The organism is Amycolatopsis sp. NPDC051371, from assembly GCF_040682155.1.
In the GTDB taxonomy this organism is placed as follows: Bacteria; Actinomycetota; Actinomycetes; order Mycobacteriales; family Pseudonocardiaceae; genus Amycolatopsis.
On the sequence record NZ_JBFBAG010000024.1, the window covers coordinates 77,491 to 97,365 of the forward strand.

Sequence of the window (19,875 nt, forward strand, 5' to 3'; positions counted from 1 at the left end):
TGCTGTGCTGGAGCGATGGCCACAGTGAGTGTCCGGTACATCGTCGACGACGTCGGCGCCGCCATCGCGTTCTACTGCGGGCAGCTCGGGTTCACCGAGAGGATGCACCCCGCGCCCGGCTTCGCGATGCTGACCCGCGGCGACCTCCGGCTGCTGCTCTCCGCGCCCGGCGGCGGGCCGGGCGGTGGCGCGGCCGTCGCCGGGGTGACGCCCGCGCCGGGCGGGTGGAACCGGTTCGCCCTGGAGGTCGAGGACCTGGCCGGGGACGTCGAACGGTTGACGGCCGCCGGCGTGCGGCTGCGCGGCGGGATCGTCCACGGCGTCGGCGGCGACCAGGTACTCGTCGACGACCCGTCGGGCAACCCGGTCGAGTTGTTCCAGCCCACCCGGGACGAGGCGCGCCTCAAGGGTTGACGGCCAGCACCAGGAACCCGGCCAGCAGCACCAGGTGCACGCCGCCCTGCAGGCGCGTCGCCCGGCCGGGCACCACGGTCAGGACACTCACCACCACGGTCAGCGCCAGCAGCACGATCTGCGTCGAGCCGAGCCCGAGCAGCAGTTCGCTCGGCAGCCACACCGACGCCAGCGCGATCGCCGGGATGGTCAGGCCGATGCTCGCGATCGCCGAGCCGTAGGCCAGGTTGAGGCTGATCTGCATCCGGTCGCGCTGGGCCGCGCGCGTCGCCGCCAAGGTCTCCGGCAGCAGCACCAGCAACGCGATCACGACACCCACGAACGACTGCGGGAACCCGGCCGCGCGCACACCCGCCTCGATTGCGGGCGACTCGACCTTCGCCAGGCCGACCACCGCGACCAGCGCCACCAGCAGGAGCGCGAGGCTGCCCAGCGCCGCCCGGCTCGTCGGCGGGTCGGCGTGGTCGTCCTCCTTGACCTCGCCGTCGGCGGCCACCGGGAGGAAGAAGTCGCGGTGGCGCACGGTCTGCGTCAGCACGAACGTCCCGTACAGCGCCAGGGACGCGACGGCGGCGAAGGTCAGCTGCGCGGTCGAGAACGCCGGGCCGGGGGTGCTGGAGGTGAACGTCGGCAGCACCAGGCTCAGCGTGGCCAGGGTCGCGACCGTGGCCAGCGCGGCGCCGCTGCCTTCGGAGTTGAACAGGGTGACGCCGTAGCGCCTCGCGCCGACGAGCAGCGAGATGCCGACGATGCCGTTGGTCGTGATCATCACCGCGGCGAACACGGTGTCGCGCGCGAGCGAACCGGCCTCCGGGCCACCCGAAACCATCATCGTGACGATCAGCGCGACCTCGATGACGGTGACCGCGACCGCGAGCACGAGCGACCCGAACGGCTCGCCGACGCGGTGCGCGACGACCTCCGCGTGGTGCACCGCGGCCAGCACCGTCGCACCGAGCGCGATCGCGACGACGGCCACGAAGACCGGGCCGAGGTCGCGGCCCCAGGCGAACGCCAGCACGACCAGGCCGAGCACCGGCGTGACGGAGGTCCAGGACGTCAGGAAGGATCTCAGCGCGGCGACCATGTCGCCACCCTGTCACACCGGCGGTCACATTGCGTGGTCGTACGGCGATTCTCACATAGTCCCTTGTGGACGGTCGAGGTCGGCGGCGAGGACGTACCGCCGGAAGGTTTCGCTCAGCGGCGGGAGAGTCCGCCCGGCCGCCCAGGCGAGACCGATGTCGCGCGCGGCGTCCACATCGGTCAGTTCCAGGTGCGGCGCCGGGGATTCCGCCGTGTGCGGCAGCGGCAGCACGGACACGCCGAGCCCGGCGGTGACGAGCCCGCGCAGCGTCTCGACTTCGTCGCCCTCGAAACCGATCCGCGGCGCGAACCCGGCCTCGGCGCACAGGCGCTCGGTGGTTTCGCGCAGCGCGTAACCCGGTCGCAGCAGGATGAACGACTCGTGCGCGAGGTCGGCGAGGCGGACCCGTCGCCGCCCGGCGAGCCGGTGGTGCGGCGGGACCGCCAGTCGCAGCGGCTCGACGAGCAGGCGTTCCCAGTGCAGTTGCGGGTGCCCCGGGTCGCCGCTGGTGATGACGAGGTCCGCGGTGCCGTCCAGGAGTTCCGCTTCGAGGCCGGCCTCGCCGTGCTGCCGCAGTTCGAACCGGGCGCCGGGGTGCTCGCGCAGGAAGCCCCGCAGCACCGAGGGCACGAGCCAGGTGCCGAACGTGTGCAGGAAGGCCAGCGGGACGACCCCGGTGCCCGGCGCGACGATCTCACCGACCTCGCGCAGTCCCTGGTCGAGTTGGTCGAGCACAAGGTCGACGTGCCGCCTGAACGCGTGCCCGGCCGGCGTCAGCCGCAGCACCCGCCCGGACCGGCGGAAGAGCTCGGCGCCCGCCTCGCGCTCCAGCCGGCGCAGAGCGCGGGAGAGCGCCGGCTGGGTCAGGTGGGCGCCGGCCGCGGTCTCCGTCACGGTCGCGCCGCCCGCGACCTCGCGGAAGAGCCGCAGCGTCTGGACGTCCATGCCTCCAGTGTATGGATTTTCATCCAATCAGGCATTGGACGCATCGGTCGGCACGGGCCACGCTGGACGTATGGCAACCGTGGCAGAACAGCTGGTCAGGACCCTGCGGGACGCGGGCGTCGAGCGCATCTACGGCATCGTCGGGGACAGTCTCAACCCGATCGTCGACGCGGTCCGCCGCACTGACGGCATCGAGTGGGTGCACGTCCGCCACGAGGAGACGGCCGCCTTCGCCGCGGCGGCCGAAGCGCAGGTCACCGGCAAGCTCGCCGTGTGCGCGGGCAGCTGCGGGCCGGGCAACCTGCACCTGATCAACGGCCTCTTCGACGCCCATCGCTCGGGCGCGCCGGTGCTGGCCATCGCGTCGCACATCCCGTCGAACCAGATCGGCACCGGCTTCTTCCAGGAGACGCACCCGGACCGGCTCTTCGCCGAGTGCAGCCACTTCAGCGAGGTCGTGGCGGACCCCGCGCAACTGCCGAGGCTCCTGCGGATCGCCACCCAGACCGCCGTCGGCAAGGGCGGCGTCGCGGTGCTGACCATCCCGGGCGACCTCGCCGACCGCAAGGCCACCGGCCCGCTGACCGAGCGCCTGCCCCTGGTCACGCCGTCGCCCGCGGTGCCGTCTTCGGAGACCGTCCAAGAGCTCGCGGATCTGCTGAATTCGGGCGAAAAGGTGATGCTCTTCGCCGGCGCGGGCGTCCGGGGTGCGCACGACGAGGTCATGGCGCTGGCGGAAAAGCTCGGCGCGCCGGTCGGGCACTCGCTCGGCGGCAAGGAGTGGATCCAGTTCGACAACCCCTTCGACGTCGGCATGAGCGGCCTGCTCGGCTACGGCGCCTGCTACGACGCGATGCACGAGGCCGACCGGATCCTGTTGCTGGGCACCGACTTCCCGTACGACAAGTTCCTCCCGCAGGCCCGCACGATCCAGATCGACCACGACGCTTCGCGCCTCGGCCGGCGCACGCCGCTGGAGCTGGCGGTGCACGGTGACGTCCGGGAAACGCTGCGGGCGCTGCTCCCGCTGCTGCGGCCCCGCACCGATCGCGCGTTCCTCGACCGGATGCTGCGCGAGCACGTGCGGAAGCTGGAAAAGGTCGTCGGCGCGTACACGACGAAGATCGAGCACCGCCGGCCGATCCACCCGGAGTACGTCGCCTCGGTGCTCGACGAGGTCGCCGCCGACGACGCGGTGTTCACCGTCGACACCGGCATGGGCAACGTCTGGGCCGCGCGCTACCTGACCCCGAACGGCCGCCGCCGCGTGCTCGGCTCGTTCCGGCACGGCAGCATGGCGAACGCGCTGCCGCACGCGATCGGCGCGCAGCTCGCCCAGCCGGGCCGCCAGGTCGTCTCGCTCTCCGGCGACGGTGGCCTCGCGATGCTGATGGGCGACCTGCTGACGCTGCCCGCCTACGACGTTCCGGTGAAGGTCGTGGTGTTCAACAACGCCACGCTCGGCATGGTGAAGCTGGAGATGCTCGTCGACGGCCTCCCGGACTTCGGCACCGACCACGCACCGGTGAACTTCGCGGCGATCGCGGCCGCTTGCGGGATCCACGCGGCCCGCGTCGAGGACCCGGCCGACGTCCGCGGCGCGCTGGAGAAGGCGTTCGCCCACCCGGGCCCCGCGGTCGTCGAGGTGGTGACCGACCCGAACGCGCTGTCGATCCCGCCCCGGATCACCGGCGAGATGGTGCGCGGGTTCGCCTTGGGCGCCACGAAGACCGTGCTCAACGGCGGCGTCGGCAAGATGGTCGACCTGGCGCGCACCAACCTGCGCAACGCGCCGCGCCCGTGAACCGGTGGTTCACGGGGCGGTGACGATGACCCCGGTGGCGGCGAGGTGCTCCAGCGCCGCCACCACCCGGGCCCGGCTCGTCCCGCCCAGGTCCGCGGCGTCGAGAGCGTCGCGGACCGAGGCGTGCATGACCAGCGCGCGGACGAACCGGACCACGTCGGGCGTGCCGAGGGAACACCGCTCCCGCCGCTCACAGCAGTGGGCCAGTACGTCGAGAGCGGTACACGGGTTCAGCCGGTACGCCGCGTCGAGGTCCACTGTGGACACGGTCAGCCGTGGACGATGACGCCGCGGATGTTCTTGCCGTCGCGCAGGTCCTGGTAGCCCTCGTTGACCTGCTCGAGGGTGTATTTGCGGGTCACCAGCTCGTCGAGCTTGAGCTTCCCGGCGTCGTAAAGCCGCAGCAGGCGGACGATGTCGTACTGCGGGTTCGCCGACCCGAACAGCGTGCCCTTGATCGTCTTCTCGAACAGCGTCATCACGCCGCCGGAGACGTGCACAGTGAGCTTCTCGGGGTTCGCGAGGCCGGTGATGACGACCGTGCCGCCCTTGCCGACCACGTTGAACGCCTCGCTGACGACGTCCTCCTCGACGGTGCCGACGGTGATCAGCGCCTGGTCGGCCAGCTGGCCCCAGGTGAGTTCGTTGACCTTCTCGGCGGCCTCGGCCGCGGTGGCGAACGCGTGGGTGGCGCCGAACTTGAGCGCGGCTTCCCGCTTGAACTCCACCGGGTCCACCGCGACGACGTACTTCGCGCCGGCGTGCGCGGCGCCCTGCACGGCGTTGATGCCGATGCCGCCGATCCCGTAGACGACGGTGGTGTCCCCGGCCCGGACGCCGCCGGCGTAGTTCGCGGTGGCCCACCCGGTCGGGACGCCGCAGCCGACGAGCACGGCGGTCTCCAGCGGCAGCCAGTCGTCGACCTTGACGGCCGAGTGCTGCGAGATGGTGGCGCGCTCGGAGAACGTGCCGAGCATGCACATGGCGCCGAAGTCCTGGCCGCCACCGTGGAAGCGGAAGGTGCCGTCCGGCAGGTGGCCCTCGAGGATGGTGGCGCCCATGTCGCACAGGTTCTGGCGGCCGGTGGAGCAGTAGCGGCAGGTGCCACAGTTGGGGATGAAGCTGCAGACGACGTGGTCGCCGGGCTGCACCTTCGTCACGCCCGGGCCGACGTCCTCGATGATCCCGGCGCCCTCGTGGCCGCCGATGATCGGGAAGCGCGGCACGAGGTCGTTGTCGATCAGGTGCAGGTCCGAGTGGCACAACCCGGCGGCGGTGTACTTGATGAGCACCTCGCCCGGGCCCGGGCCGTCGAGGTCCAGCTCCATGATCTCGAACGGCTTCCCGGCGTCGAACAGTACGGCTGCCTTGGTCTTCACGGCCATCTCCTCCACGTGCGGCGGTGCACCCTTGGTGCCTCGATTGTGTGGAGCGGAGGAGGGCGCGGAGTGTCCAATTCCCGGACACCGCGGCTCAGCGGACCCGCAGCGCCCGCATCCGGTTGTAGAGCGTGGACCGGCTGATGCCCAGCTGCTTCGCCGCCCGCACCTTGTTGCCGTCGCACGCGCGCAGCGTCCGGACGATCACGTCGTACTCCGCCTGCTCCCAGCCGCTGAGCACCGCGCCGGGGGCCGTGTCCGTGCAGCCCGGCGCCACGTCCTCCGCCGTGAGGTCGCCCGCCGACCGGCGGTCGGCCGCGCCCGCCAGGACTCCGGCCAGCTCGCGGAGGTTGCCCGGCCACTGCTGGGACCCCAGCAGCTCCAGCGCCCCCGGGGTCAGCCGGAGCGCGTCGCTGTAACCGCGCAGCAGGGCGCGGGCGATCGCCGGGATCTCGTCGCGGCGCTCGCGCAACGGCGGCAGCTCGATCCGCCGGTGCATGCGCGCCGCCAGGGTCGCCTGTTCACCGTGCAGCTCCGGCGGCGGGCCGCTGAGCAGCACGAACCACGCCGTCGTCGTGTCCAGGAGCCGGGCCAGGCGGACCGCCGCCAGCGGGGGCAGCAGCTGGATCCCGTCGATCACCAGCAGGCCGCGCACCGAAGCCGCCGTCTCCACCCGCGCGCACCACTCGGCCTCGCCGGCGACGACGTCGGACGCGTCGAACTCGTGCACCGGTTCGTCCCCGGCCACGACGCGGGCCGCCGTGCTGCGGCCGGCCCCCGGCTCGCCGGAGATCAGCACGCGCCGCCGGGCGCGCCCCGCGCTGCGGAGACGCTCGTCGACCTGGGCGGGGAAGAGGCCGCGCTCGGCCCGAGGGCGCGAGACGACCGGGCTCGACGTCCGCACCGGCGCCAGCTCGAACAGCAGCCCGGCACTCGCCGACACCGCTTCGACGCGCACCTCGACCGGCGTGCCCGACGTCAGCCGGAGACGGCCGAGGCCGCGCTGCGTGCGGCCCAGCTCGCGCAGCAGCCGGTGGTCGGCGGTGTCGACCAGCTCGGTCGCCGCGGTGTTCGCGAGGACGACGTCCTGGCCGAGCGCCAAGACCGCGCACGCCCGGTGCTGCACCGACTGGAACGCCGCCAGCAGCTGCTGCTCGGCGAGCTTCGCGCCGTCGAGCAGCCGCCGTTCGATGTCGGCGACCGCGCGCCGCAGGAACGGTCCGAGCAACGGGTTCGCGTCCCCGGCGGGGCCGGTGATGTCGAGGACGCCGGCCAGCCGCCGCGTCGTCGGGTGCACCACCGGGTGGCCGTAGCAGGTGAACTGCTTCATGGCCTCGAGGAAGTGCTCGTCGCCGTCGACGGAGACGCCGCGGCGGGTCTCGAACGGCGTCGCGAGGGAGTTCGTCCCGGTCCGCTCCTCCAGGAACTGGCAGCCGGGGACCGCGCTGATGTTCTCCAGCGCCAGCTCGACCGACCGCTCGGAGAACCGCCGGGCCACGATCCGGCACTCGTCGTCGGCGAGCACGACGCAGAACCGCGTGCCGGCCAGCTGCCGGGCCAGCTCGTCGAGCACCGGCGAGGCGGCCCGCAGCAACCGGCTGCGGCGGTCGACGTCGGTGACGTTCAGCCGCTCGACCGACGAGGCCGGCGAGAGCCCGGAAAGCTCCGCCCGCCGCCACGACTGCGCGATCTCGGTCCGCAGGTCCACTCGCACTCCTCGCCGAGCCGATCGGTGTCCCCGGCCTGCCATCATCACACGGACCGGCAGCGAGGAGAACCTTCGCGTCGACTTCCGTTGCGGGACAACGGTTAGGCCGGAGCACCCCACTCCGGCAGCCGGACGCCGTGCAGACCCCGGTAGGCCGCGCGCTCCGGTGGGCGCCACCCGTCGAGCAGGTCCGCCCGGGGCTTGAAGACCTCGACGCCGATCGGGTGACAGACGTCGATCGGGTCGCGGGCGCCCGGTCCCCACAGGGGAATCGAGAGGTCGCCGCCCGGGCAGGTCGAGAGCGCGCACAGCAGATCCAGCTCGGCGAAGAACTCGAGGTGGTCGCCGGGGCGGGCGGGGCAGGCCTTCATGAAGTACCGGTCTTCGTCGTTCAGGCCGGTGCACTGGAAGACGTTCAGGACGTCGTGCACGTCGAACTCGGTGAGCCCGAACGGCGCGACCGCGCGGACGAGGTTCGAATGGCAGTGGAAGTCGAAGTCTTCGCCGGTGAGCATGCGGTTGACGTAGGGGTCGCAGCGGGTGCCGAGCAGGTCGTGGACACGACCGCCGTCCGCGTCCACGCCGTGGTTCTCGAGGGTGTCGGCGGTGATCGTGGCGAGCGGGCGGAGGAAGGGGAGGGTCGACCAGAGCCGGTCGAAGGTGCTGACGTGGGCGCGCTGGAGCTGGCGGGTGCGGGCGGCCCAGAAGCGTTCGCGGGGGTCGTCGGCGTTCCAGAGGTTGAGGTCGCCGACCTGCGGGCCCTCGACGGTCCGCAGGCGGCACAGGTGGCCGCGCGGCACCCGCCAGGCGCGGCCGGAGCGGATCGGGACCTCGAACGCGTCCACGAGCTCGCGGCCCTCGTCGTGGGCGAGCCGGCGGTAGAACGACCGGTCGACGTCGAGCGCGCGGCCCTGGTAGGCGGCTGGGGGCATCGGGTCTCCCTCGTGCGGTGCGGATGCCGCTCCAGCATGCCCCGGCTACGCACGGTGGCGTTCGACCACTCGTTCGGCTGCTGGGGCGGCGCCGGTCCGGCTCCTACCGTCGAGGGAGCTCTACTCGTGGGAGGAGTGACCGGCGGTGCTCGTGGCTTTCCAGCGCACCGGTGAGGTGCGGCGCCTGCCCGCCGCGGCGGAGCACCTCGTGGGGTTGCTGCGTTCCTGGGGACCGGGACCGGACCACCTGACGGGTCTGGCGCTGACCGGGATCACGGTCCCGAGCCGCTTCGGTCCCCGGTTCGTGGACGCGCTGGTGTTCACCCGGTCGGGGATTGTGGTGATCGCGGCGCACTCGCCGGGGGTGGGCGTTTCGCCGGGCGAGCGGGCGGGTGCCGGGGTCGCGGCGGCCAAGGGGGCGTTGGCCGCGCACGACGGCGGGCGCTACGTGACGGGGCTGGTCGCGGTCGTTCCGCCGGTGGGGGAGCCGGGCTTGCGTGAGGCGGTTCCGGAGCTGCGAGATCGCGTGGCCGAGCCGGGTGGGCCCGATTCGGCGGAAGAGCCTCCCGAGCCCGCGGCGGTCCGGGTGCCGGAGCCGCGCGAACCGGTGGCCGAGACGCGTTTGCCGGAGGGGGCAAGGGAATCGGACCGGCGTGAAGCGGGCCCGGGTGGGCAGGACCCGGGCCGGTCCGGGCGTGCGGGCGGGCCGGATGGAGCGTGGAGTGGGGTGGGGCCGAGTGCGACCGAACCGGAGTGGGGTCGGCGCGAACCTGGGCCGGACCACGCCTGGGGCGGGCCGAGCCTGGGCGAGCCCGATGCGGGCCAAGCGTGGCGTGCGGCGGGTCCGGGCGGACGCGAGCCGGACCACGCCTGGGGCGGTCCGATCCCGGGCGATCCCGCTCCGAGCCAAGCTTGGCCCGCGGCGGATCCGGGGCAGGCTTTTCGCGAAACGGATCCCGGCGAACCCGAGCTGAACCAAGCCTGGTACGAACCTAACCCCTTCTGGTATGAAGCCGACTCCTTCCCCGGCGTGGCCGTCGTGCTCGCCGATCCGCGCGGGCTCCGGCGAATCATCGGGCAGCACAACCGGTGGCGGACCGTCTGGTCGGCCGACGACGTGCTCGACGCCTGCTACGCCCTCTCCCTCGCCCACCTCGCCCCGGCGCGGGCCGCCCTGCTCGCCGACGGCTTCCCGGCCCGCGTTCCGCGGCTCGAGCGGGTGCCCGTGCTGCCCGCTGTCGTGTCCCTGCCGCCCGAGCCGGCGGTCGCCGCGGCCCACGACGCTCCCGGTCCGCGGATCCCCGCGCCACGCGGGCACGCCGTCTTCCCGCGGCCGCGGCCGATCCGGCAGGTGCCGTGGGGCCTGGTCTTCGTGCTGACCCTGCTCGTCACCGTGGGCGTGATCGCCGCCGTGTTCGTGGCACAGGTCTTCCACGGCTCGTGAGTTTCGCGCCAACTCGCCATCTGCACCGTTTCCCCGCAGCGTCGTCTGGGCACCTCCCGCTAGACGTGAAAGGGGTTCACGATGCCGCGCACCCAAGCGCTCGTCCTGCTGGCCGTCCTCGCGGGCGCCTCCCTCACCGGCTGCAAGGTGCCCGACGGACTCGCGTCCGGGTCCCAGCCCACCGGGACCGCCGCCGCGCCGCCGATCGCACCCGCCGAGGCGAAGGCGCAGCTGGCGCAGCTCAAGATCGCCGTGCGCGGCACCATGGACGGCTACAGCCGCGAGAAGTTCCCGCGCTGGGACAAGGTCGAGGGCGCCTGCGACACCCGCGAGCAGGTCCTCAAGCGCGACGGCAAGGACGTCACCACCAACTCCGACTGCGCGCCGAAGTCCGGCACGTGGGTCAGCCCGTACGACGGCGAAACCTGGAAGAAGGCGTCCGATGTGGACATCGACCACATGGTGCCCCTCGGGCAGGCCTGGGTGAGCGGCGCGAAGTCGTGGACCCAGGAGCGCCGCGAGCAGTTCGCGAACGACCTGGTCCGGCCGCAGCTGCACGCGGTCACCGACAACCTCAACGAGCAGAAGAGCGACAAGGCGCCGGACCAGTGGAAACCGCCGCTGGTCTCCTACTGGTGCACCTACGCCACCGACTGGATCGTGGTCAAGAGCAACTACGACCTCTCGATCACCGTCCCCGAAAAGACGGCGCTGGAAAGCATGCTCCAGCACTGCTAGAACGAACGTGCCACCGCCACCGCCTGCCCGGCGTACGACCGTCCGAACAGGACGGTGTGCACCAGCAGCGGGAACAGCTGGTGCAGCCCGACCCGCTCGGCCCAGCCCTCGGCCAGGGGCGCGACCTCCTCGTACGCGCCCAGCACACTGCCGAGGTGCGGGCAGCCGAACAGGTGCAGCATCGCCAGGTCCGTCTCGCGGTGCCCGCCGTGGGCGGCCGGGTCGATCAGCCACGCCTCGCGGCCGTCCCACAGGACGTTGCCGGTCCACAGGTCGCCGTGCAGCCGCGCCGGGGGTTCGGCCGACGCCGGGATCCGATCGCACGCGCGCTCGAACAGCGCTGCCTCGGCGGTGTCGAACGTCCCCGCGTCGACCGCCCGCCGGACGTACGGCAGGACGCGCTGCGCCGCGTACCAGGACGCCCAGTCCTCCCCGGGGACGTTCGCCATCGGCGCCCGGCCGATCCACGCGTCGGCGGGCCCGCCCGGGGGCGCCGCGCCGAACGCCGGCGCTCCGGCCGCGTGCAGGCGCGCCAGGCCGCGCCCGAGCCGTTCGGCCGCCGGGGCCGACGACCGCCTGGCCGGGATGCGGTCGATGACCAGCCACTTCTCGTCGTGGCCGGCCACCGACGGCACCGGGACCGCCTCCGCCGAAGCCAGCCAGCGCAGGCCCGCCGCCTCGGCCGCGGCCGCGCCCGGCCCGTGCCCCCGCTTGACCACGACCACACGGCCGTCGTCGAGGACGGCTTCGCGAAGATCCCCCGTCATCGGGCGAGACTCGGTTACGGCGTGCCCGGTGAGCCGGGCCACGGGCTCGGTCATGTCCAGCACGCTACCGGCGCGCTACGGTGGGCCGGTGCAGGACTTCGAACGGGTGCTCGGCGCGCTGGCGGACGTCGAACGGTCCGAAGCGCGCGACTACTCGTCGTTCAGCGTGCGTGGCAAGCGCTTCGGGTACTACTGGCCGCGGACGCGGACCCTCGGCCTGAAGCAGACGATCTCCGAGCAGCTGGCCCTGGTCTCCGAACGCCCCGACGTCTTCGAGGTGCAGTTCACCGCGGGCGGCTTCGGCTGGGTCGTGGTGTACCTCGACGGCGTCGAGCCCGACGAGGTCGCCGAGCTGATCTACGAGGCTTGGCGGCTCTCGGCCCCGGACGAGCTGGTCGCCGAGGTGCCCTTCACCAGGATCGTCCGCGCGTAGAGCAGGTCGAACCCCTGCCGCTGGACGTTCTGCTGCGACTTCGAGCCCGGCTGCGTCGTGACGACGGCGAGGTCGCACCCGGCCGCCGTGGCCGCGGCGAGCCGGGCCCGCAGCAGCGCCGTCTGCACCCCGCGGCGGCGGTGCGCGGGTGCGGTGGCCGCACCGGTGAACTGCGCGATCCCGTCCGTGCTGCGGAAACTCGCGCCACCGGCGAACTCGCCGCCGCGCACCGCGACGTACCGCCGGACCCCGGCCATGTCCCGCAACGCGTGGATGAGCGTCTCCCGCGGGAAGTCCTCGTGGGAGGGCACACCCTCGGTGTCGGCGACCGCGGACGCGTCGGCGATCATGGCGAGCCAGGGCTCCAGTTCGTCGTCGCGGGTGGGCCGGACACCGTCACCCGGGGTGGTGTCGCCGAGCCGCCGGCCGAGCACGTTCTCGAACGACTCCAGCCGATAGCCGCGCTCGGTCAAGAACGCGCCCACCGAGGGGTCGGCCAGCTGACACAGCTCGACCTGCACCGGCGCGCCCAGCTCGCCGAAAGCCTGTTCGACCTGTTCCAGCGCAGCGTCGGAAGGCAGGCCGTCGAAACCGAGCCCGATGACCTTGTTGAACGGCGAGTCCGCCTCGGCGAAGCTCGCGACGCCGCCGGCGAGCGGCCGCGCGAAGCCGGCCGTGTCCCCACGGCGGGCTCGTGCGGCATCGCTGCACGCGCCCGTGAACCGCGCCTCGGCGCGTTCGATCCGCGCGGCCAGCGCGGTGTCGCAGAAGAGCCGTTCCCCGTCCATGCCCCCACAGTGCCGGACACGGACGGGGAACGAAACCCGATTATCAGCCCACAGCGCTATCCCTCAACACGATGCGTGGCCCAGAAGGACGTCAGGTCGGTCGACCCGGCCGCCGCCTGCGCCGCGGCCTTGAACTCGGCCGTCGTGGACACGCCGTACCAGTGCGACTGCGCGTACGACTTCAGCAGGTTCGCCATCGCCGTGTCGCCGATCGTCCGCCGCAGGTCGTGCAGCGTGCACTTGCCGTAGTTGTAGACCACCGTCGAGTACCGCGACGAATGCGCGTCCCAGTACGCCATCGAGTTGGTCAGCTTCTCCGCGCTCGACTGCCAGGTGATGCCGCAGCCGCTGCCGGTGATCCCGCGGTAGAGGTCGGTGGCGTAGTCGGTGAAGCTCTCGTCGAGCCACGGGGAGTTGTACTCGTCGTCGCCGACGATCCCGTAGAACCACTGGTGCGCCAGCTCGTGGGGGAGCGCCGTGGTCGACACGAGGTCCATCACGAAGCCCGGGTACTCCATGCCGCCGAACCAGAAGTTGTTGTCCAGCACCACGTCCACCTCGCCGTACGGGTAGTCGCCGAAGCGGCCCGAGTGGACGTCGATGGAGTCGGCGGCCAGGCTCAGCATCTGGTTGGCGCTGCTGGTGGAGATCCCGCTGACCGAGTAGACGTTGACCCGCACGCCCTTGCCGGACGTCGTGGTGATCTTCGCGAACGGCCCGGAAGCCCACGCGAAGTCACGGACCTTCGACGCCGTGGCGTGCGTGGTGGTCGTGGTGCCGCTGGTCGTCTCGGTCGACGAGCCGGTGGCCGGCGTCAGCAGCGACGTCGGGTGCACCAGGGTGACGTCGAAGTCGCTGATCAGGCTGTAGAACGCCTCGCCGTTGTTGGTGTAGGGGTCGAGGTGCCAGCCCGCGCCGTCGCGGACCGCGAGCACCGGCAGCGCGTTGCCGATCATGTTGTACGCGCCGTCGTGGCCGAACCGGTCGGCGCCGCTGGGCACGACGACGCTCAGGTCGAACCCGATGGTCGCCGACTGGCCCTGGGACAGGGGGCTGGGAAGCGTGACCTTCATGGCGGTGCAGTTCACGCTGAGCGCGGACGCCGTGCCGCCGGTGACGTTCGTGACCGTGATCGGCGTCGACGGGCAGCTGCCGTGGTAGTTGTCCCACAGCCGCAGGTAGACCTCAGGCAGGGCGGTCGCCGAGCCGTTGGTGAAGCTCACGCTCTGGTGCCCGGTCCACGTCGTGCCGGAGCTGCTCGAGGTGAGGTTCACGGTGTAGGCGGGGTTGATCGGCGTGCGCGTGGAGTCCGCGGGCGCGGCCGTGATCGTCCACGCGAAGGTGGCGCTGCCGCTGTTGCCGGCCGGGTCCTTGGCCGTGACGGTCACCGAAGACGTCCCGGCGGTGGTCGGCGTGCCGGTGATCTTGCCCGTGCTCGCGCCGATCGCCAGCCCGGCGGGCAGGCCGGTCGCGGTGTAGGTCAGGGCGTCATTCTGCGGGTCGGTGGCTTGGACCTGCAACGACACGGCTTGGCCGGCGGCGCTCGACTGGGCGCCCGGCGAGGTGACGACCGGCGACTGCGGGTTGCTCGTGCCGGTCGTGGTCAGCGAGAAGTCGTCGAGGAGGAAGTTGGTCGCGAGGCTCGAGTCCTCGGTGCCGGTGATCTTCAGCGTGACGGTCTGGCCCAGGTAGCGCGACACGTCGACGGTGCGCTGGACGTACCCGGTGTTCTTGTCGAGGTTGGAGTAGCTCGCGACGGTGTCGGAACCCGCCTGCACGACCAGCTTGTCGTAGGCGGTACCGGTCGTCGTCTCCTTGGTGTCGACGTGCGTCCACCACGACAGCGACGCCGAAGCGCAGCCGGCCGGAAGGGTCAACGCCTGCGAAATGGTGTCGGTGTGCGTGCTGCCGTAGCCGTCCAGCCAGGCGTCCATCGTCCCGCCGTGCGCGGGCTCCGCCGAGGTGGCGGCGGAGATCACGCCACTGGTCTGCGTCCACGGGGCGGTACCGCTCTCGAACCCGCCGTTGCCGACGACCTGGTCACCGCAGACCGCGGCGGCCTCGGCCGGCGCGGCGACGACGACTGTGCCTAGCAGGCCGACGGCCGCACTGAGCGCAGCAGAAAGCACCCTCGATCTCATGGGGGAGTCCTTTCCCGGCCCCGCGCGTCGGGGCCAGGAGAAAGCGTGCGCTGCCGCCGGGGCGGCAACAACCCGCCATGAGTCGGGTTCCGCGATCAGGCCTGCTGGAGCACGTTGAGCAGGATGAAGAGGAGCACGAGGGCGCCGGCCACCGCGAGCAGCGCGGAAACCGCGGACCGGATCATCTCCCCGAACCCCTTGGCGGTGCGGGCCCGGTAGGCGGAGTAGTTGGAGCGGGCCTCGCGGGCGCTGTGGACGCGGCTGCCGACGAACAGCCCGGCGCCCAAGGCGAGCAGGACGGCGAGGAAAACGGACACGGGAAGATCCTTTCGGGGTTCGGGAACGAGGAACGGCCTCATTACTAGACCCGACGGACGCCGCGCGCCATGGCTTTTGGCTATCTCGTTTCCGGGCCGGTCGGCCCTGGTGGGACACCCGTCCCGCGTTCCTCGGAAGGCAGCGGCGGTGACCCGACGGTATCCGTCGTCTTCCGTGCCACGCAAGGTGTTTTCGGTGGCTCAGCCCTCGGTCGCGAGTCCTTTGTGTCGTTCCCGCAATTCCCGCTTGACGATCTTTCCGCTGGGATTCTTGGGAAGCCGGTCCGCGAACACGAGGTACTTGGGGCATTTGTAACCGGCGAGGTGTGCCTTTGCGTGGTCGATCACTTGCACAGCGTCGAGAGTGACGCCTTCGCGCGGCACGACGACGGCGGTCACCGCTTCGATCCAGTGTGGATGGCCGATCCCGAACACGGCCACTTCGGCGACGCCGTCGAGCAGGTACAGCGCTTCTTCGACTTCGCGGCTCGCGACGTTCTCGCCGCCGGTCTTGATCATGTCCTTCTTGCGGTCCACGACGGACAGGTAACCGTCCTCGTCGACGACACCGAGGTCGCCGGAGTGGAACCAGCCGGCGCGGAACGCTTCGGCCGTCTTGGCCTCGTCGCGGTAGTAGCCGAGGGTGGCGTGCGGGCTGCGGTGGACGATCTCGCCGATCTCGCCCGGTGCCACGGGGTTGTCCTCGTCGTCGACGATGCGCGTCTCGACGTTCAGCGAAGGCCGACCGGCCGAGCCGGCGCGGTCGAGCTGTTCGTGCGGACGCAGGATCGTGGCCAGGGGCGCCATCTCCGTCTGGCCGTAGAAGTTCCACAGCTCGACGTCGGGCAGGCGGCGGCGCAGCTCGCGCAGCACCTCGACCGGCATCGCGGACGCGCCGTAGTAACCCTTTCGCAAGCTGGAGAGGTCGGTCCGGTCGAAGTTTTCGTGGCGCAGCAAGGAGATCCACACGGTCGGCGGCGCGAACAGCTTCGTCGCGTGTTCCCGTTCGACGGCCGCGAGCAACGCGGCGGGGTCCGGGCCGGGCAGGATCACGCTGGTCGCGCCGAGGTAGACGTCGACGGAGAAGAAGCAGTCCAGCTGGGCGCAGTGGTAGAGCGGCAGCGAGTGCACCTCGACGTCGTCGGCGCTCATGCCGCCGTCGATGACGCACGAGACGTACTGCGCGAGGAGCGACCGGCTCGACAGGAGCACGCCCTTGGGTCGCGACTCGGTCCCGGAGGTGTACATGATCCGCAGCGGGTCGTCGTCGGCGACGAGGACATCGGGTGCCGCGGCGTCCCCTTCGGACAGCCAGGTGCCGATGTCTTCCCACTCGCCGCCCCCGCTCTTCGGGATGCGGCCGCGGACGACGCCGGTTCGTTCGGCCAGTTCGAGGGCCTTGGCGGCGGTCGGTTCGAGAGCGTCCTCGGTGACGAACGCTTGGACTTCGGCGTGGCGGAGGATGTAGGCGATCTCGTCGGCGCCGAGCATGAAGTTGACCGGCACGAGGAGGACACCGAGTTTCGCGGTGGCGAAGGCGAGGGCGCCGTACTGCCAGCAGTTGTGGCTCAGCAGCGCGAGCCGGTCGCCCTTGCGGAGGCCCCTCTCGGCCAGGGCGTGGGCACAGCGGTTGGCGGCGGCTTCGAACTCGGCGAAGGTGAGCTTGTCGTCGCCATCGACGACGGCGAGCTTGTCCGGCAGCCGCAGAGCGGTCCGGCGAAGCAGATCACCGAGCGAGTGCTGCCGGGCGCGGTCGACGAGGTGCTGATCCATCCCGGCAGTCTCGGCCGGGGCGGGGAAACTCGCAAGCGCCGCGTCCGGCCCCGGTTCGGCAGAGGTCTTGAATGAGTCATTCAGGTCTTCGGTGGTCTTGAATGAGTCATTCAAGACCACCCCGGGAGCGACCTTCAGCCGGGCAGCTTCCCGAGGACGCGGGCCGCGCGGGTCTCGAGGGGGCGGTAACCCGCCTTGGCGGCCAGCTTCGCCGCCGCCTCGCCGTGCGTCCGGGCCTGGACGACGTCCCCCTCGGCGAGCGACGCCTCGGCCAAACCCGTCAACGCCGCCGCTTCGCACCACGTGAAGCTGGTCTCGCGGGCGATCTCGAGCGCTGCGCCGAGATGCGGAGCCGCCGGGCGGCCGAGGTGGAGAGAAGCTTCGCCCAGAGCCGCCAGCGCCGACGCCTCCGTGCCGCGGTCACCGATCCGGCGGGTCAGCTCCACCGCCTCCGCCGCGTCAGCCAGGGCACGCGTCCCGTCGCCCAGACGGGCCTCCAGGACAGCTCGGCCGGAGAGCGCCGCCGCCTCGCCGTACTGGTAGCCGAGCTCGCGGTTGGCCGTCAGCGCACGTTCGTAGAGCTCGGCGGTGACCGCGTTGCCCAGGTCGCGGTGGATGTGGGCGAGGTCGACCAGCACCACCGCCACGCTGAACCGCGCGCCGTCGCGTTCGGCGATCTCCAGTGCGCGGCCGAAGTGGTGCAGGGCCGCGTCGAGGTCGCCGACCTGGCCGCACGCGAACCCCAGGTTGGCCAGCGCCATCGTGACTCCGGGGATGCCGAGTTCTTCGCAGAGGCGCAACGACTCCGAGCCGCACGCGATGGCCTCGTGCGGGTCGCCGAGGCGCTGGTGCACCGCGCTCAGGTTGTTGAGCGCCGCCGCGCGCCCGGCCGGCCAGTCCGCCGCCAGCCCTCCGTCCAGGACCGTCGTCAGGTGCTTGCGGGCGTCGGCGTAGCGGCCGTTGTTGACGCCGGCGAGTGCGATGGACAGCCGCATCGCCGCCTGCGCCTGCCGGTCGCCGGCGGACTCGGCCGCGGTCAGCGCCGTCGTCGCCGTGTCGATCCACTCCGTGTGGTGGCCGCGGTGGTGGAAGAACGCCCGCAGCGCGTCGGCCAGGTGCCAGGCGTGCTCGCGGGCCGCGGGGTGCTCGACGGCGGCGGCGAGGTTCGGCCATTCGGTGTCCAGCCAGGCCAGCGCGTCCTCGGTGCCCTCGAAGACCTGCGACGGCTCGGGCCGCGGCAGCCGGAGGAAGTGGGGGATCAGCCGGCGCCCCGCCGCGTCGGCCGTCGTGAGGTAGTGGTCCAGGAGCCGCCGCCGGGCCGCGTCCGCGTCGCCGGGGGCGTCGTCGGCCTCGACGCGGCCGGCCGCGTAGCTGCGCAGCAGGTCGTGGAAGCGGTAGCGGCCGGGCAGGTGCCGCTCGACGAGGTGCGCCGCGGCCAGCGCCTTGAGCTGCTGCCCGGCCCGGCCTTCGGCGACGTCCGCGAGCGCCGCGGCCGCGGGCGCGGTGAACGTCTGACCCGGGACGAGCGCGAGCCGCCGGAACAGCAGTCGGTGCTCGGCGGGCAGCGCGCGGTAGGACACGGAAAACGCCGTCGTGACGGCGCTTTCCTCGGCGCCGTCGACGCTCAGCCCCACGAGCGGGTCGCCGTCGGCGAGCTCCCGGGCGAGCTCCGCGATCCCGGACGCCTCGCCCGCGTCGAGGTTCGCCGCCGCCAACCGCAGCGCGAGCGGGAGGTGCCCGCAGAGCCGCGCCAGCTCCGCGGCCGCCGCCGGCTCGGCTGCCACCGCGGGCGGGCCGAGCACGGTCTCCAGCAGCTGCCGGGAGTCGTCCGCCGGCAGCACGGACAGCGGTACCGGCCGCGCGCCGGTGCGGGCGATCAGGTCGCCGAGGCGCTGGCGGCTGGTGACCAGCACGGTGCCCGACGGCGGCAGCAGCGGCGTCACCTGCGCGCTGTCGCGGGCGTTGTCGAGCAGGACGAGCACCCGGCGGTCGGCCAGCAGCGAGCGCCACAGCGCCGTGCGGCCGTCCGGGTCCGGCGGGATCGCGCGCGGGTCGGTGCCGAGGGCCCGCAGCAGCTGCGCGGCGGCGACGGCCGGCGTGAGCGGCTCGTGGTCGGGGTCGAAGCCGCGCAGGTCGAGGTAGAGCTGGCCGTCGGGGAAGCGGTCGCGGACGCGGTGCGCCCACCGGACGGCCAGCGCGGTCTTGCCCACACCCGCGGTGCCGGTGAGGACGCGAATGTCGAGGCCGGTTTCGGCGGGCTCGTCGAGCCGGGCCAGCTCGGCGGCGCGGCCGGTGAAGCCGCGGACGTCGTGGGGCAACTGGGCCGGGCGCACCGGTTCGGCGACGGCGTCCAGGGCCGGGTCGGCGGCGAGGACCGCCGCGTGCAGCCGGGTCAGCTCCGGCGCCGGGTCGAGGCCGTGGCCGGCGGCGAGCCGGGTCCGCAGCTCGCGGTAGGCGGCGAGGGCGGCGTCGGTGCGGCCTTCGCGGTGCAGGGCGAGCATCAGCTGGCCGACGAACCGCTGCCGCAGCGGGTGCGCGGCGACCAGCGTCGTGAGCTCGGCGAGCACGTCTCGTCCGCGGCCGAGCCGCAGCTGCGCGTCGATCCGGTCTTCGAGGGCGGTCCAACGGGCTTCGGTCAACCCCGCGAGGAGACGTCCGGCGAGGTCGGCGGACGCGGCACCGGCCAAGGCGTCGCCCCGCCACAGCGCGAGCGCCTCGTCGAGGAGCGCCGCGGCGGTCTCGTCGCCGGCCGCGCGGGCCTGCCGGAGGAGCGCGGTGAACCGGTGGGCGTCGACGGCGTCGGGGTCGGCGAGCAGGACGTATCCGGGTCCTTCGGTGGCCAGCTCGGGGCCGTTCGCGGCGCGGAACACCGCCCGCAGCCGCGAAACCAGCGCCTGGACGGTGTTGCGCGCGCTGGCCGGGGGAGCGGTGGGCCAGAGCAGGTCCACGAGCCGGTCGAGCGAGACCGGGCGGCCGGCTTCGAGGAGCAGGACGGCGAGGACGAGCCGCTGCTTGCGGGACCCGAGATCGACCGGGGCGCCGTCCGCCGTCGCCTCGACGGTGCCGAGGACACGGAACCGCACCCCGCCACCTCCGTTCACCCGGCCGGGTGACCACCGTACTGCAAGCGGGTTGCAAGCTTGATCGATGATGCTGGCCGGGTCGACGGACGTCACCCCGACGATGTCCGCGGCCCGCTCACCCC

At 72.5% G+C, this 19,875-nt stretch carries 17 protein-coding genes; 5 read left to right on the forward strand and 12 right to left on the reverse strand.

The window, feature by feature from the left end:
- The first annotated feature begins 15 nt into the window (after positions 1–15).
- The gene (locus AB0M59_RS27705; protein WP_364620433.1) at positions 16–414 is read left to right on the forward strand and encodes a VOC family protein; all 399 of its coding nucleotides are present in this window, start codon (positions 16–18) and stop codon (positions 412–414) included.
- Here AB0M59_RS27705 and AB0M59_RS27710 read toward each other — a convergent pair.
- Both AB0M59_RS27710 and AB0M59_RS27715 read right to left on the reverse strand, forming a co-directional pair.
- The gene (locus AB0M59_RS27710) at positions 404–1,501 is read right to left on the reverse strand and encodes an ionic transporter y4hA (RefSeq protein ID WP_364620436.1); all 1,098 of its coding nucleotides are present in this window, start codon (positions 1,499–1,501) and stop codon (positions 404–406) included. The genes AB0M59_RS27705 and AB0M59_RS27710 overlap by 11 nt on opposite strands.
- Before the next feature lie 51 nt (positions 1,502–1,552).
- The gene (locus AB0M59_RS27715; protein WP_364620438.1) at positions 1,553–2,446 is read right to left on the reverse strand and encodes a LysR family transcriptional regulator; all 894 of its coding nucleotides are present in this window, start codon (positions 2,444–2,446) and stop codon (positions 1,553–1,555) included.
- A gap of 70 nt (positions 2,447–2,516) precedes the next feature.
- Here AB0M59_RS27715 and AB0M59_RS27720 point away from each other — a divergent pair, with 70 nt between their 5' ends.
- Positions 2,517–4,250, forward strand: coding sequence for a pyruvate dehydrogenase (locus tag AB0M59_RS27720; protein WP_364620440.1), 1,734 nt, complete (start codon positions 2,517–2,519; stop codon positions 4,248–4,250).
- A 9-nt stretch (positions 4,251–4,259) separates the two neighbouring features.
- On the opposite strand, the gene AB0M59_RS27725 is transcribed toward AB0M59_RS27720, so the two are convergent.
- The 4 genes from AB0M59_RS27725 to AB0M59_RS27740 form a co-directional block, all read right to left on the reverse strand.
- Positions 4,260–4,517: a hypothetical protein gene (locus tag AB0M59_RS27725; RefSeq protein ID WP_364620443.1), complete on the reverse strand. Its 258-nt coding sequence runs from the start codon at positions 4,515–4,517 to the stop codon at positions 4,260–4,262.
- A gap of 2 nt (positions 4,518–4,519) precedes the next feature.
- A complete protein-coding gene (locus tag AB0M59_RS27730; RefSeq protein WP_364620446.1) occupies positions 4,520–5,629 on the reverse strand; it encodes an NDMA-dependent alcohol dehydrogenase in 1,110 nt (369 codons plus the stop codon).
- 94 nt (positions 5,630–5,723) lie between these two features.
- Positions 5,724–7,337, reverse strand: a complete 1,614-nt coding sequence (locus AB0M59_RS27735; protein WP_364620449.1) for a helix-turn-helix domain-containing protein — start codon at positions 7,335–7,337, stop codon at positions 5,724–5,726.
- A 101-nt stretch (positions 7,338–7,438) separates the two neighbouring features.
- Positions 7,439–8,269, reverse strand: a complete 831-nt coding sequence (locus AB0M59_RS27740; protein ID WP_364620452.1) for an urea carboxylase-associated family protein — start codon at positions 8,267–8,269, stop codon at positions 7,439–7,441.
- 145 nt (positions 8,270–8,414) lie between these two features.
- Between AB0M59_RS27740 and AB0M59_RS27745 the strand changes: the two genes are divergently transcribed.
- Positions 8,415–9,713 carry a hypothetical protein gene (locus tag AB0M59_RS27745; protein WP_364620454.1) on the forward strand — a complete coding sequence of 433 codons (1,299 nt, stop codon included), beginning with the start codon at positions 8,415–8,417 and terminating at the stop codon, positions 9,711–9,713.
- An 81-nt stretch (positions 9,714–9,794) separates the two neighbouring features.
- Positions 9,795–10,451: an HNH endonuclease family protein gene (locus tag AB0M59_RS27750; RefSeq protein WP_364620457.1), complete on the forward strand. Its 657-nt coding sequence runs from the start codon at positions 9,795–9,797 to the stop codon at positions 10,449–10,451.
- Here AB0M59_RS27750 and AB0M59_RS27755 read toward each other — a convergent pair.
- Entirely contained in the window at positions 10,448–11,272 is an 825-nt protein-coding gene (locus AB0M59_RS27755; RefSeq protein WP_364620460.1) for a fructosamine kinase family protein, read from the reverse strand. The genes AB0M59_RS27750 and AB0M59_RS27755 overlap by 4 nt on opposite strands.
- Between AB0M59_RS27755 and AB0M59_RS27760 the strand changes: the two genes are divergently transcribed.
- A complete protein-coding gene (locus AB0M59_RS27760; RefSeq protein WP_364620462.1) occupies positions 11,271–11,651 on the forward strand; it encodes an MmcQ/YjbR family DNA-binding protein in 381 nt (126 codons plus the stop codon). The two genes, AB0M59_RS27755 and AB0M59_RS27760, sit on opposite strands and share 2 nt — an antisense overlap.
- Here the strand turns inward: AB0M59_RS27760 and AB0M59_RS27765 are convergent.
- The 5 genes from AB0M59_RS27765 to AB0M59_RS27785 all read right to left on the reverse strand — a co-directional run bounded on the left by AB0M59_RS27765 (position 11,576) and on the right by AB0M59_RS27785 (position 19,753).
- Entirely contained in the window at positions 11,576–12,439 is an 864-nt protein-coding gene (locus AB0M59_RS27765; protein WP_364620465.1) for a GNAT family N-acetyltransferase, read from the reverse strand. The two genes, AB0M59_RS27760 and AB0M59_RS27765, sit on opposite strands and share 76 nt — an antisense overlap.
- Positions 12,440–12,495: 56 nt before the next feature.
- Positions 12,496–14,568, reverse strand: coding sequence for a putative Ig domain-containing protein (locus tag AB0M59_RS27770; protein ID WP_364620621.1), 2,073 nt, complete (start codon positions 14,566–14,568; stop codon positions 12,496–12,498).
- 107 nt (positions 14,569–14,675) lie between these two features.
- Complete coding sequence (locus AB0M59_RS27775) at positions 14,676–14,897, reverse strand: hypothetical protein (protein WP_364620468.1); 222 nt, start codon at positions 14,895–14,897, stop codon at positions 14,676–14,678.
- Between the two features lie 201 nt (positions 14,898–15,098).
- Complete coding sequence (locus AB0M59_RS27780) at positions 15,099–16,670, reverse strand: acyl-CoA synthetase (RefSeq protein ID WP_364620471.1); 1,572 nt, start codon at positions 16,668–16,670, stop codon at positions 15,099–15,101.
- 134 nt (positions 16,671–16,804) lie between these two features.
- The gene (locus tag AB0M59_RS27785; protein ID WP_364620474.1) at positions 16,805–19,753 is read right to left on the reverse strand and encodes a BTAD domain-containing putative transcriptional regulator; all 2,949 of its coding nucleotides are present in this window, start codon (positions 19,751–19,753) and stop codon (positions 16,805–16,807) included.
- Positions 19,754–19,875: the final 122 nt, after the last annotated feature.

Excerpts from the sequence above, each read along its gene's own strand:
- AB0M59_RS27705 (WP_364620433.1), top strand. The coding sequence starts at position 16 with ATGGCCACAGTGAGTGTCCGGTACATCGTCGACGACGTCGGCGCCGCC.
- AB0M59_RS27750 (WP_364620457.1), top strand. The coding sequence starts at position 9,795 with ATGCCGCGCACCCAAGCGCTCGTCCTGCTGGCCGTCCTCGCGGGCGCC.
- AB0M59_RS27780 (WP_364620471.1), bottom strand. The coding sequence starts at position 16,670 with ATGGATCAGCACCTCGTCGACCGCGCCCGGCAGCACTCGCTCGGTGAT.
- AB0M59_RS27740 (WP_364620452.1), bottom strand. The coding sequence starts at position 8,269 with ATGCCCCCAGCCGCCTACCAGGGCCGCGCGCTCGACGTCGACCGGTCG.
- AB0M59_RS27710 (WP_364620436.1), bottom strand. The coding sequence starts at position 1,501 with ATGGTCGCCGCGCTGAGATCCTTCCTGACGTCCTGGACCTCCGTCACG.
- AB0M59_RS27755 (WP_364620460.1), bottom strand. The coding sequence starts at position 11,272 with ATGACCGAGCCCGTGGCCCGGCTCACCGGGCACGCCGTAACCGAGTCT.
- AB0M59_RS27765 (WP_364620465.1), bottom strand. The coding sequence starts at position 12,439 with ATGGACGGGGAACGGCTCTTCTGCGACACCGCGCTGGCCGCGCGGATC.
- AB0M59_RS27760 (WP_364620462.1), top strand. The coding sequence starts at position 11,271 with ATGTCCAGCACGCTACCGGCGCGCTACGGTGGGCCGGTGCAGGACTTC.
- AB0M59_RS27720 (WP_364620440.1), top strand. The coding sequence starts at position 2,517 with ATGGCAACCGTGGCAGAACAGCTGGTCAGGACCCTGCGGGACGCGGGC.
- AB0M59_RS27715 (WP_364620438.1), bottom strand. The coding sequence starts at position 2,446 with ATGGACGTCCAGACGCTGCGGCTCTTCCGCGAGGTCGCGGGCGGCGCG.